12 protein-coding genes are annotated in these 12,321 nt (G+C 68.2%); all 12 read left to right on the forward strand.

Going from position 1 to position 12,321, the window contains the following annotated elements; all coding sequences use genetic code 11:
* The first annotated feature begins 374 nt into the window (after positions 1 to 374).
* The 12 genes from D7V97_RS03240 (at position 375) to D7V97_RS03295 (ending at position 12,194) form a co-directional block, all read left to right on the forward strand.
* Positions 375 to 2,081 (forward strand): 30S ribosomal protein S1, encoded by a 1,707-nt coding sequence (locus D7V97_RS03240; RefSeq protein ID WP_120609105.1) that lies wholly within the window; start codon positions 375 to 377, stop codon positions 2,079 to 2,081.
* Positions 2,082 to 2,217: 136 nt separating this feature from the next.
* Positions 2,218 to 3,399: an acetyl-CoA C-acetyltransferase gene (locus D7V97_RS03245; RefSeq protein ID WP_120609106.1), complete on the forward strand. Its 1,182-nt coding sequence runs from the start codon at positions 2,218 to 2,220 to the stop codon at positions 3,397 to 3,399.
* Between the two features lie 10 nt (positions 3,400 to 3,409).
* Positions 3,410 to 4,111 (forward strand): CoA transferase subunit A, encoded by a 702-nt coding sequence (locus tag D7V97_RS03250; protein WP_120609107.1) that lies wholly within the window; start codon positions 3,410 to 3,412, stop codon positions 4,109 to 4,111.
* A 4-nt stretch (positions 4,112 to 4,115) separates the two neighbouring features.
* Positions 4,116 to 4,772, forward strand: coding sequence for a CoA transferase subunit B (locus tag D7V97_RS03255; RefSeq protein ID WP_120609108.1), 657 nt, complete (start codon positions 4,116 to 4,118; stop codon positions 4,770 to 4,772).
* 78 nt (positions 4,773 to 4,850) lie between these two features.
* Complete coding sequence (locus tag D7V97_RS03260; protein WP_120609109.1) at positions 4,851 to 5,255, forward strand: TIGR02266 family protein; 405 nt, start codon at positions 4,851 to 4,853, stop codon at positions 5,253 to 5,255.
* Between the two features lie 36 nt (positions 5,256 to 5,291).
* Positions 5,292 to 6,581, forward strand: a complete 1,290-nt coding sequence (locus D7V97_RS03265; protein ID WP_120609110.1) for a class I SAM-dependent RNA methyltransferase — start codon at positions 5,292 to 5,294, stop codon at positions 6,579 to 6,581.
* Between the two features lie 32 nt (positions 6,582 to 6,613).
* A complete protein-coding gene (locus D7V97_RS03270; protein WP_120609111.1) occupies positions 6,614 to 8,011 on the forward strand; it encodes a VWA domain-containing protein in 1,398 nt (465 codons plus the stop codon).
* Positions 8,012 to 8,037: 26 nt separating this feature from the next.
* A complete protein-coding gene (locus tag D7V97_RS03275) occupies positions 8,038 to 8,553 on the forward strand; it encodes a hypothetical protein (RefSeq protein WP_120609112.1) in 516 nt (171 codons plus the stop codon).
* A 73-nt stretch (positions 8,554 to 8,626) separates the two neighbouring features.
* Positions 8,627 to 10,012: a tRNA (N6-isopentenyl adenosine(37)-C2)-methylthiotransferase MiaB gene (gene miaB / locus D7V97_RS03280; RefSeq protein ID WP_120609113.1), complete on the forward strand. Its 1,386-nt coding sequence runs from the start codon at positions 8,627 to 8,629 to the stop codon at positions 10,010 to 10,012.
* Positions 10,013 to 10,052: 40 nt separating this feature from the next.
* The gene (locus D7V97_RS03285; protein WP_120609114.1) at positions 10,053 to 10,568 is read left to right on the forward strand and encodes a gamma carbonic anhydrase family protein; all 516 of its coding nucleotides are present in this window, start codon (positions 10,053 to 10,055) and stop codon (positions 10,566 to 10,568) included.
* 33 nt (positions 10,569 to 10,601) lie between these two features.
* A complete protein-coding gene (locus D7V97_RS03290) occupies positions 10,602 to 11,072 on the forward strand; it encodes a cyclic nucleotide-binding domain-containing protein (RefSeq protein WP_120609115.1) in 471 nt (156 codons plus the stop codon).
* Between the two features lie 330 nt (positions 11,073 to 11,402).
* Entirely contained in the window at positions 11,403 to 12,194 is a 792-nt protein-coding gene (locus D7V97_RS03295; protein ID WP_120609116.1) for a DedA family protein, read from the forward strand.
* The last annotated feature ends 127 nt before the right edge of the window (positions 12,195 to 12,321 follow it).

Genomic DNA, 12,321 nt, shown 5'->3' on the forward strand with positions numbered 1-12,321 from the left:
GACGACCGAGACCTACACCCTAGAGTTCGTCGGCAGCGTCAGAGGTGTATAAGAGACAGGGGTGCGCAGGGGGGCGAACGTTCATAAAAGTAGTGCCCCTCCGGCTGCCGGGAAGCGTGTTCGGTGTTAGGAAGGGCGTCCAGGCAGGCACGGACTACCGGGTTGACAGAACCGGTCCACACCTTCCACGGATCAGCACATGAGGCGGGGCACGGCTTGACTCCCGGAATATCCGGTGTCTAGGGTGCGCGGCCTCAGCAAAGCCTCAGGTCCCTATTGGAGGGACACCCGCAGCTTCCGGTTGCTCCCCGCAGGCGGTTGCGAACACCTCTCAAACAGGGGGCAGTTGTACCGTTTCCAAGGACTTCCACTTCATGCAGCAGAACGTGAACCAGCAGATCGACGGCGGTGACGAAGACTTCGCGGCGATGTTCGAGGCCTCGCTCAAGGAGCGTGGTGGCGACGGAATCCTGAAGGAAGGCGAAATCGTCAAGGGCACGGTCGTGCAGGTGACGAAGGATTTCGCGATCGTCGACATCGGCTACAAGTCCGAGGGTCAGGTCCCGATCTCCGAGTTCACCAATCCCCGCGGTGAGGTCACGGTCAAGGCCGGCGACCCCGTCGAGGTCCTCCTGGAGAGCCGCGAGAACGACACCGGCATGGTCGTCCTCTCCAAGGAGAAGGCCGACAAGATGCGCATCTGGGACGAAATCTCCGCCGCCTGCGAGCGCGACGAGATCGTCAAGGGCACCATCGTCGGACGCGTGAAGGGCGGCCTCTCCGTCGACATCGGCGTGAAGGCGTTCCTCCCCGGCAGCCAGGTGGACATCCGCCCGGTGCGCAACCTTGATCAGTACATCTCGAAGGAGTTCGAGTTCAAGGTCATCAAGTTCAACAAGAAGCGCGGCAACATCGTGCTTTCTCGTCGCGTCCTGCTTGAGAAGCAGCGCGAGGAGATGAAGAAGGAGACCCTCAAGAACCTGAAGGAGGGTGCGGTCCTCAAGGGCGTGGTCAAGAACCTCACGGACTACGGCGCCTTCATCGACCTCGGCGGCATCGACGGCCTGCTGCACATCACCGACATGTCCTGGGGCCGCATCGGTCACCCCAGCGAGATGTTCAACGTCGGTGACGAAGTGCGCGTGGTCGTCCTCAAGTTCGACCCGACGCAGGAGCGCGTCAGCCTGGGCCTCAAGCAGATCCAGGAGGACCCGTGGCACCGCGCCGACGAGAAGTACCCGGTCGGCACCCGCGTGGGCGGCAAGGTCGTGTCCATCACGGACTACGGCGCGTTCATCGAGATCGAGCAGGGCGTGGAAGGCCTCGTCCACGTCAGCGAGATGTCCTGGACCAAGCGTCTCAAGCACCCGTCCAAGATCCTGGAGGTCGGCCAGGTTGTTGAGGCCGTCGTCCTCGACATCGATCCCAAGGCCAAGCGCATCGCGCTGGGCATGAAGCAGATCGAGCAGAACCCCTGGACGCTGCTCGAGGACAAGTACCCGATCGGCTCCGTCATCAAGGGCCAGATCCGCAACGTCACCGACTTCGGCGTGTTCGTCGGCGTCGAGGAGGGCGTGGACGGCCTGGTGCACGTGTCCGACATCTCGTGGACCCAGCGCATCAAGCACCCGGGCGAGATGTTCAAGAAGGGCGACGAGGTCGAGGCGGTCGTCCTCAACATCGACGTCGAGAACGAGCGCTTCAGCCTGGGCATCAAGCAGCTCCAGCCGGACCCCTGGGAGACCCTGTCCGAGCGCCTGCCCGTGGGCAGCCGCGTGAAGGGCAAGGTCACGAAGGTCACCGACTTCGGCGCGTTCGTGGAGATCGAGCCGGGCATCGAGGGCCTCGTCCACGTCTCCGAGCTGAAGGAAGAGCGCGTGGAGAACCCCCGCGACGTGGTGACGGAAGGCCAGGATGTCGAAGTGAAGATCATCGACATCAACACCCCGGACCGGAAGGTCGCGCTGTCCATCAAGGCCCTCATCGGCGAGGGCGAGGACTACCGCGAGTACCTGCGCAAGCAGGCCGAAGGCTCCAAGGCCCGCCTGGGCGACGTGATGGCCTCCAAGCTGAAGAAGTAATCAGCCCAACGTCATGACGTGAATAGCGGCCGGGTTCCCCAGTGGGAGCCCGGCCGTTTCCATTTGATTCGGCCGAAACGCCCCGTGATATGGGCGTCCGGCGCTGTTAGCGAAGTCCCTTCCAGGAGGCAGTTCCATGGCTCGTGAAGTCGTCATCGTGGGCGCGGCCCGTACCCCCATCGGCTCCTTCCAGGGCGCCCTGTCCAAGCTCACCGCTCCCCAGCTGGGCGCCATCGCCATCAAGGCGGCGCTGGAGCGCGCGGGCGTGAAGCCGGAGGCCGTTCAGGAAGTCATCATGGGCAACGTGCTCCAGGCCGGCGTGGGCCAGGCCCCGGCCCGTCAGGCGGCCATCTTCGCGGGCCTCCCGGAGACCGTGCCGGCCGTCACGCTGAACAAGGTCTGTGGCTCCGGCCTCAAGGCCGTGATGGCCGCGGCGCAGTCCATCGCCCTGGGCGACGCGGACGTCATCGTCGCGGGCGGCATGGAGTCCATGAGCAACGCGCCCTACGTCAGCCACACGATGCGCGGCGGCGCCCGCATGGGGAACGTGGAGTTCAAGGACGCGATGATCCTGGACGGCCTCTGGGACGTCTATGACAACGTCCACATGGGCATCTGTGCCGAGGCCTGTGCCACCAGCCAGGACATCAGCCGCTCGCAGCAGGATGAGTTCGCGCTGGAGTCCACGCGCCGCGCCATCCAGTCCCAGAAGGACGGCCACTTCGTTTCGGAGATCGTCCCCGTGCAGATCCCCGGCAAGAAGCCGGACGAGTTCGTCACGGTCTCCGAGGACGAGGGCCCGAAGAACGCCCGGCCGGAGAAGATCCCCACCCTGAAGCCGGTGTTCAAGAAGGACGGCACGGTGACGGCCGCCAACGCGTCCTCCATCAACGACGGCGCCGCGGCACTGGTGCTGATGAGCGAGGAGAAGGCGAAGGCGGAAGGCCGCACCATCCTGGGCCGCATCAAGGGCTACGCGCAGGCGGCCCGCAAGCCGGTGGAGTTCACCATCGCGCCGGCGGACGCCATCAACACGCTGCTCAAGAAGCAGTCGCTGACGGCCAAGGACGTGGACCTCTGGGAGATCAACGAGGCGTTCGCGGTGGTGTCCGTCGCCAACAACCGCATCCTCGGCCTGGACCCGTCGAAGGTGAACGTGCGCGGCGGCGCGGTGGTGCTCGGCCACCCCATTGGCGCCTCCGGTGCGCGCGTGCTCGTCACGCTGCTGCACACGATGAAGGACCAGGACAAGAAGCGGGGCGTGGCGTCGCTGTGCATCGGCGGCGGCGAAGGCATCGCGCTGATGGTCGAGCGCTGAGGGCGCACGGATGAACAAGGTCTATGCGAGCGCGGAGGAGGCGGTCGCCGACATCCCGGACAACATCACCCTCATGAGTGGTGGGTTCGGGCTGTGCGGCAACCCCGAGAACCTCATCGAAGCCCTTCACAAGAAGAACGTGAAGGGCCTCACCATCATCTCCAACAACTGTGGCACCACGGAGCTGGGCCTGGGCGTCCTGCTGCAGAACAAGCAGGTCAAGAAGATGGTGGCCAGCTACGTGGGGGAGAACAAGGAGTTCGAGCGGCAGTTCCTCTCCGGCGAGCTGGAGGTGGAGCTGAATCCGCAGGGCACGCTCGCGGAGCGCATCCGCGCGGGGGGCTGCGGCATCGGCGGGTTCTTCACGCCGACGGGCGCGGGCACCCAGGTGGCGGAGGGCAAGGAGTCGCGCATCATCGACGGGCGACTGCACGTCCTGGAGACGCCGCTCAAGGCGGACTTCGCCATCATCCACGCGTACAAGGCGGACACCTGGGGCAACCTGGTGTTCCACAAGACGGCGCGGAACTTCTCCCCGATGATGTGCATGGCGGCGAAGGTCACCATCGTGGAGGCGGAGCACATCGTGCAGCCGGGGGAGCTGGATCCGGACCTGGTGCACATCCCGAGCATCTTCGTGCACCGCATCGTGCAGGCGAAGAACCTCCACAAGTGGATCGAGCGGCGGACCGTCCGCAAGAAGGCGTCCTAAAGCCATGCCCCTGTCACGTGAACAGATTGCACAGCGCATTGCCCAGGAGCTGAAGGACGGCTTCTACGTCAACCTGGGCATCGGCATCCCCACGCTCGTGCCCAACTACATCCCGCCCGGGGTGGAGGTGGTGCTCCAGTCGGAGAACGGCCTGCTCGGCATCGGGCCGTACCCGGAGGAGGGGAGCGAGGACCCGGACCTCATCAACGCGGGCAAGGAGACGGTGACGGTGGTGAAGGGCTCCGCCTTCTTCGACTCCGCGCTCTCGTTCGGGATGATCCGCGGCGGCCACATCGACCTGGCCGTGCTGGGCGCCATGGAGGTCAGTGAAGAAGGCGACCTGGCCAACTGGATGATCCCCGGCAAGATGGTCAAGGGCATGGGCGGCGCCATGGACCTGGCGGTGGGTGCGAAGCGCATCTACGTGGCCATGGAGCACGCCAACAAGGACGGGCAGCCCAAGATCTTGAAGAAGTGCTCGCTGCCGCTGACGGGCCTCAAGTGCGTGCACCACATCGTCACCGACCACGCGTTCCTGGACGTCACGCCGGAGGGGCTGGTCCTCCGGGAGCTGGCACCCGGACTGACGGTGGAGCGGGTGCAGCAGCTCACGGAGCCGAAGCTGAAGATCGCGCCCGACCTTCGTGAGATGAAGTTCTGAGCCTCCCGGGCTAGGGTGCCCTTCCGTTCCCCAGGGACGGAAGGCACCTTGCCCCCTCGGAAAAAAGCGGAGCGCATCATGGCCGACCCCCAGGAAAAGCACGTCCCCGCGCCGAGAGCCCACCGCATCGACCACGAGCTGCCCGTGGCCTACCGCACGGTGGCGGGCTTCGTGACGGACTGGGCGGTGAACCTGTCGCGCGGCGGGCTGTACATCAATACGCAGCAGCCCCTGCCGGTGGGCACCGCGGTGCGCCTGCTGGTGTCGCTGCCGGGCGCCAGCTTCCCGGTGGACCTGGTGGGGAAGGTGACCCGCACCAACGCACAGGGAACGACGGGCCCCGGGGCTCCTGGAGAGGTTCCGGGGATGGCGGTGGAGTTCGTGGACGTTGATGACGACAAGCGGTCGCGCATTGAAGCGTTCGTGGAGCGCCTGCGGGAAGCCCTGCCGGCGGACGAGCGTGGCAGCGCGACCCGGAAGTAGGGCGGCCGTCCCAGGCGTCCCCTTGAGAGCGCCTGCATGCTGACGCTGCCAGAGACCCCCATCGAATTGACGATTGAACGGCTGGGCCAGCTCGGCGAGGGCGTGGCCTCGTGGGAGGGCCGCACCGTCTTCGTGCCCGGCGCCTTCCCGGGTGACACCGTGCGCGTCCTCCTGGAGTCCCACGGCCGGGTGCTGCGCGGGCAGCTGCGGCAGGTGCTCGCGGACGGGGCCGAGCGCGTCACCTCGCGCTGCGTCTACTCCGAGGCCTGCGGCGGCTGTGACTGGCTGGAGCTGGGCGTGTCCGCGCAGCGGTCCGCGAAGCAGGAGATCGTCCTCTCCACGCTGGAGCACCTGGGCCACCTGCCGCGTACCGGCTTCACGGTGCGGCCGCTGATGGTGGCGCCCCGCGACTGGGGCTACCGGCGCCGCGCGGTGCTGCACGGGGCGGGCAAGGGGGCGCTCGGCTACTTCGGCCGGCGCACGCATGAGCGCGTCCCGGTGGACGTGTGCCCCGCGCTCACGCCCGTGCTGACCGCGCTGCCGGGGAAGCTGGCCCCGCTGCTCAAGCCGCTGGCGAAGGACACGGAGGAGGTGCTGCTGCTCGCGGAAGGGGACAAGGCCGCGTTCGCGGTGAACCTCTCCGGGCCGGTGACGGCGCGGCACCTGGAGGCCGCGGAGGCCGCCGTGCGCGCGCTGCGGCTGGAGGGCGCGGTGCTGGTGCCGAAGGAGGGCTCCGCGCGGCTCGTGGGCAAGCCGGTGCTGCGCTCGCTGTCGCCCCTGCGGCCGGAGGTGCCGGTGTACCTGCGGCCGGATGCCTTCGCCCAGGCGCACGCGGAGGCCAACGTGGGGCTCGTGTCCTCCGCCATCCAGGAGCTGGGCGCGCGGGAGACGGACTCGGTGCTGGAGCTGTACTCGGGCAACGGCAACTTCACCTTCCCGCTGGCGGGCACGGCCGCGTCGGTGCTGGGGGTGGAGTCCTCGCCGGTGGGCGTGGAGCTGGCCCAGCGCAGCGCCCGCGAGGGTGGGGTGGGCAACGTGCGCTTCATCCAGGGCGACGCGCGCAAGGTGTGCGACGGCTTGGTGGCGGAGGGGCGGACGTTTGACTTGTGCCTCGCGGATCCGCCGCGCGCCGGGGCGCCGGGCCTGGCGAAGTGGATGCGCGCGTTGAACGTGCGCCGGGTGGTGTACGTGGCGTGCGATCCGGCCTCGCTGGCGCGCGACGCGGCGGGGCTGGTGGAGGCGGGTTACAAGCCCGTGGCGCTCCAGGTGGTGGACATGTTCCCCCAGACGCACCACGTGGAAGCCGTCATGTCGTTCGAACGGTAGCGCAGGGAAAGGGACGCAAGGCCGCCTTCACCATGGACGCCCGCATCGTCGAGTTCGCCGAGGTCCTCCGCCAGAACGGCGTGCGCGTCAGCACGTCCGAGGTGCAGGACGCATTGCGCGCCACCGCCGAGGTGGGGCTCGAGGACCGGAACCTGTTCCGCGCCGTGCTGCGCACCACGCTCGTGAAGCGCGAGCTGGACGTGGACACCTTCCTCCGCGCGTTCGACTTCTACTTCTCCGGCGCGGCCCGCTCGTTCGAGGCCCTGGACGAATCGCTGGCGAAGCAGCTGGAGGACGAGGGCTACCTGGAGGGCGACCTGCTGAAGATGGTCGTCTACCAGATGAACCTGCTCGCGCCGGAGATGTCCCCGCTGGCCCAGGCCATCCTCGCGGGTGACCGCGCGCGGCTGGCGCAGATCTTCCGGCAGGCCTCACTCCAGCTCGACCTGGGGCAACTGGAGAGCCCGCTGCAGACGGGGTTCTTCACGCGGCGGCTGCTCGCGGGCGCGGGCATGGAGCGGGCGCGCTCGGACCTCAAGTCCATGGAGGACGAGCTGCACGCGCGGGGGCTGAGCGCGGAGGGCATCGAGATCGTCTCGCGCCACGTCGCGGCGGCGATGCGCAAGATTGAAGACGCCGCGCGCGCTGAGGTGCGGCGTCAGTCCGAGGCCCGCATCCGCCGCCGCACGGACTCCGTGCTGGAGAAGCCGCTCCACCTGCTCACCCAGGCGGAGGTGGACCAGATGGAGGCCGCAGTGCGCACGCTGGCGGAGAAGCTCAAGAGCCGGCTCATCCGCAAGCAGCGCTCGCACCGTCGGGGCTCGCTCAACGTGCGCCGCACGCTGCGCCGGAACATGCCGTGGGACGGCATCCCCATGGTGCCGCAGTTCCGCCGCCGCAGGCCCGAGCGCCCGGAGCTCGTCGTGCTCTGCGACGTCTCCGACTCCGTGCGGAACGCGTCGCGGATGATGCTGCTGTTCATGCACACGCTGCAGTCGCTATTCGTGCGCGTGCGCTCGTTCGTCTTCGTGTCCGACATTGGAGAGGTGACGCACTTCTTCAAGGACCTGGACGTGAGCGAGGCCATCGACGCGGCGACCGCCGGGCGCACGGTGTCCATGAGCGCGAACTCCAACTACGGCCGCGCGCTGGCGGACTTCACGCGCGATCACCTGGGCAGCATCACCCGCCGCACCACCGTGATGATCATTGGCGACGGTCGCAACAACTACAACGCGAGCAACGCGTGGGCCCTCAAGGACCTGCGCCGCAAGGCGAAGCGGCTGTTGTGGATCTGCCCCGAGGAGCGCGGCAACTGGGGCATCGGCGACAGCGAGATGCTCACCTACGAGAAGCACTGTCACCAGGCCGTGGTCGTGACGTCCGTGTCGGACCTGAGCCGCATCGCGGATCAGCTCGTCCCCACCTGAACCCCCTTTCCCCCGAGGCTTCCCCCATGGCTCCGTCCCTCTTCGACGACTACCTGGACGTCCGCAACGTGGAGACCGGCCCGGACTTCGACGCCGCCGACGACCGCACGCTGCGCATGGCCTCCCGGCCGGTGGACAAGGGGATGCTCGACGCCCTGGTCCGCTACCAGGAGACCTTCCTGGCCCACGTGGAGGCGGATGTCCGTCCGGAGGCCATGGCCCGCGCGCAGACGGAGGCGCTCGCCGCCAGCGGGCTGGACCTCAAGGCGGTGGAGTGGGGACTGTCCGTGCTCCGGGCCTTTGGCGGGCGGCGGTGGACGCTCCAGCGGCTCCAGTCGAAGCTCACGGAGCTGGAGGCGGCCCGCGGGCCGGAGGTGGACGCACTGCGCCAGCGCGTCCGGGACGAGCTCCAGAAGCAGGAGCGTCACACGGAGGCGCTCAGCCGGCGTTACGGTGCGGAGACGGTGGCGCTGCTCCGGGAGCACGAAGCCACGCTGGTCGCCCTGCACACCCGGCTCACGAAGGTGCTCAGCCGGGGATGAACCAGCCCGTCCGCCCGGTTGCATTCCGCGGCCGGGCATCGCATAAGGGCCCGTTTTCCCTCAAGGCCAACCCATGAAGCGCTACTTCATCCACACCTTCGGTTGTCAGATGAACGTCAACGACTCGCTCCGCATGAGCGAAGCGTTGTCGACGATGTCCTACGTCCCGACGCCGGAGCCGGAGAACGCGGACCTCATCATCCTCAACACCTGCTCCATCCGGGAGAAGGCCGAGGACAAGATGCTGTCCGCGCTGGGGCGCTACCGCGCGGTGAAGGCCAGTCGCGGCGCCATCCTGGGCGTGGGCGGGTGCGTGGCCCAGCAGGAGAAGGACAAGCTGCTGAAGAAGGTGCCCTACCTGGACTTCGTCTTCGGCCCGGACAACATCGCGAAGCTGCCGGACGTCATCCGCCGCGTGCAGGAAGAGCGCGAGCGCGTGGTGGAGACCGCCTTCGTGGACTCCGAGGAGTACGTCTTCCCGCGCGCCGACGCGGAGACGTCCCGGGGCAAGGTGACCGAGTTCGTCACCGTGATGAAGGGCTGCGACAACGTCTGCTCCTTCTGCGTCGTGCCGCACACCCGTGGCCGCGAGGTGAGCCGCGCGTTCCCGGAGGTGCTGCTGGAGGTCGCGGACCTGGCGCGCGTGGGCCTGCGCGAAGTCACGCTCATCGGGCAGAACGTCAACTCGTACCAGGGCGGCATCAGCTTCGCGCAGCTCTTGCTGCGCACCGCGGAGGTGCCGGGCATCGAGCGCGTGCGCTTCACCACCAGCCATCCGCATGACCTGTCGGATGAGCTGATCGAAGCGTTCCGCACGCAGCCCAAGATCGCCCCGCACTTCCACCTGCCGGTGCAGTGCGGCAGCGACCGCATCCTGAAGATGATGCGCCGCGACTACACCGTGGTGCAGTACCTGGAGCGGCTGGAGAAGCTGCGCGCCGCTCGGCCCGGCATCGCCATCACCACCGACATCATCGTGGGCTTCCCCGGAGAGACCGAGGAGGAGTTCGAGATGACGCTCCAGCTCACGGAGCAGGTGCGCTACGACAACCAGTTCTCCTTCGTCTACAGCCCGCGCCCCAAGACGGGCGCCGCGCTGCGCGAGAAGGACTGGGGCCCGGTGCCGCACGAGGTGAAGGTGGCCCGGCTGGAGCGCCTGCAGAAGGTGCAGCGGCGGATCAGCGGCGAGTACACGCAGGCGCAGGTGGGCCTGGACGTGGAGGTCATGGTCGAGGGCCGCTCGCGCTACGACGCCACCAAGCGCTTCGGGCGCACGCCGGAGAACCGCACCGTCAACTTCGACGGCGACGCTCCCGCGGGCTCCTTCGTGAAGGTCCACATCGAGCGCGCCACGCCCAACCAGCTCCAGGGCAAGCAGGTGGCGGTGCTCAAGGAGCCCACGGTGGCGCCGCCGCCGGTGGAGCTCACGGTGCCGCTGCACGTGCCCGCGGAGGCCTGACGCTCCGCTGTTGGTCCCCGCCGTCCTCGGAGGTTCCGCCATGCCGTTGAGGCCGTTTCGCGGGGTGTCCCCCCGCGTCCACCCGAGCTGCTTCGTCGAGGACTCCGCCCAGGTGGTGGGCGACGTGGAGCTGGGCGAGGACTCCTCCGTCTGGTTCAACTCCGTGCTGCGCGGGGACGTGAACGCCATCCGCATCGGCAAGCGCACCAACATCCAGGACCTCACCATGGTGCACGTCACCAGCCAGGGGGACTCGACGACGGTGGGCGACGACTGCACGGTGGGCCACCGGGTCATCCTCCACGGGTGCCTCGTGGGCCACCGCGTCCTCGTGGGCATGGGCGCCATCCTGATGGACGGGGTGGAGGTGGGCGACGACTGCATCATCGGCGCCGGCACGCTCCTGACGCCGGGCACCAAGATTCCCCCGGGCTCGCTCGTGGTGGGCTCGCCGGGCAAGGTGAAGCGCCCCCTCTCCGACGGCGAGCGCGAGTTCCTGGTCCAGTCCGCCCTCCACTACGTGCACACCGCTTCCGAACACCGCGCGAGCCGCTGACGACAGCGCGTTGTGCGTGTTAGGAACACCCTCATGGCTCTCTCGCCCGAGACGACCCTCAAGGCCTGTCCGCTCTTCAAGGGCTTCACCGACACCGGCATCCAGATCTTCGCCGCGGCGGCCGTGTCGCGCGCCTTCCCCAAGGGCACGGCGCTGTTCTCCGAGGGCAAGGCCGGTGACTCGCTGCTGATTGTCGGCGAGGGCACCGTGCGGCTGAGCGCCCGCAATCCCGGGGGCGAGGACGTGTCCCTGGGCGAAGTCACTGTCGGGGAGCCCCTGGGGGAGCTGGCGCTCGTGCAGAAGGGGGAGCGGCTGTGCACCGCGACCGCTTCCACGGACGTGCTCGCGCTGGAGATCCGCGCCGCGGACTTCCAGAAGCTGCTCGCCCAGAAGCCCCAGGCCTGCATCAAGCTGCTGATGGGCATCGTCAGCCACTTCGGCGCCAAGGCGCGGGACAACCGCGACATGCTGCGCACGCTCGTCGCGCGGTCCACTGGAGCCTAGGCCTGACGCCTGCGCCGGGTGTCGGGTGGAAGGCCTCGTCCTCGCGCCCGGAGGTCGGGAAGGCAGGAGGCACTGCCACCCGCACGGGATGTGGTTACTGTCTTCGCCGGAAGTCAGCCTCACGGGCAGCCATCCTGGCGCACACGGTGGGTGGGAGTGGGTGGAAGCCGCGAGGAGACGGGCTTTCGTGGTGGGGATGGGGCGCTTGAGGTGGGAAGCTTGGCGGCCGGAGTTTTCAAGACGCGCACCCGGTTGTTCGCTGGGTGCTGAACGGGCTGGCCCGGGTGGATACCAGGCGACCCTTCGGGAAGTGATTGGACGGAACGACGCGTGGAAGAACTGCTCACCAACCTGCTCGGTAACTCCCAGGGTCTCATCGCCTATGCGACGGTGTTCGCCATCCTGGTGGCGTGTGGCCTGGGTGTCCCGCTGCCAGAGGACATCTCCCTCATCCTCGGGGGGTTCCTGGCGCACAAGGGCGCCGCCAGCCTGCCGGTGATGATGGTGGTGGGCTTCGTCGGCATCCTGGTGGGCGACAGCCTCATCTACCTGGCGGGCCGCCGGCTGGGGTCGCGGCTGGGACGCAACCCGGATGCGAAGGGCGGAGGCTTCTTCGCGAAGATCGTCACGCCGGCGAAGCGCGCGAAGGTGGAGTCGCTCTTCGTCGCGCACGGCCAGAAGATCGTGATGATCGCCCGCTTCATGCCGGGCGTGCGCGCGGTGACGTACTTCACCGCGGGCTCCGTGCACATGGCGTACTGGCGCTTCATCCTGTGGGACGGGCTGGCGGCGCTGCTCTCCGCGCCGGTGTTCGTGTGGCTCGGCTTCCACTTCGGCGGCGAGCTGGACATGGTCATCGGCAAGCTGAAGGAGGGCCAGGTCGTCGTCATGGGCTCGCTGGCGGCGCTGGCCGTGGGCTACTTCCTGTTCCGCCGTCGTCAGAACGCCCGTCGCGCCGCCGAAGCCGCTCGCGCCGGGGTGACGGCCGTGGCCCTGCCGCCGGTGCCGGAGACGCTGGAGAACAACGTGGCGCCGACGCGCGCGGCCAGCAGCACCAGCTTCTTCGACGTGCCCGCCGAGAAGGCGCCCGCCTCCGAGCCGTCCCCGAACGTGCACAAGTAGCTTCGCGCTTCATCCACCGGTGACGGTGTCCACGAACCCCGCCCCCTCGACTGGAGGGAGCGGGGTTTCTCATTGCGGGCTGATGCTAGCGGGGCCTTGCTGAGAAGGCCCCGCCGGCCTGCCGCCG

This window comes from Corallococcus sp. CA053C (genome assembly GCF_003611675.1).
In the GTDB taxonomy this organism is placed as follows: domain Bacteria; phylum Myxococcota; class Myxococcia; order Myxococcales; family Myxococcaceae; genus Corallococcus.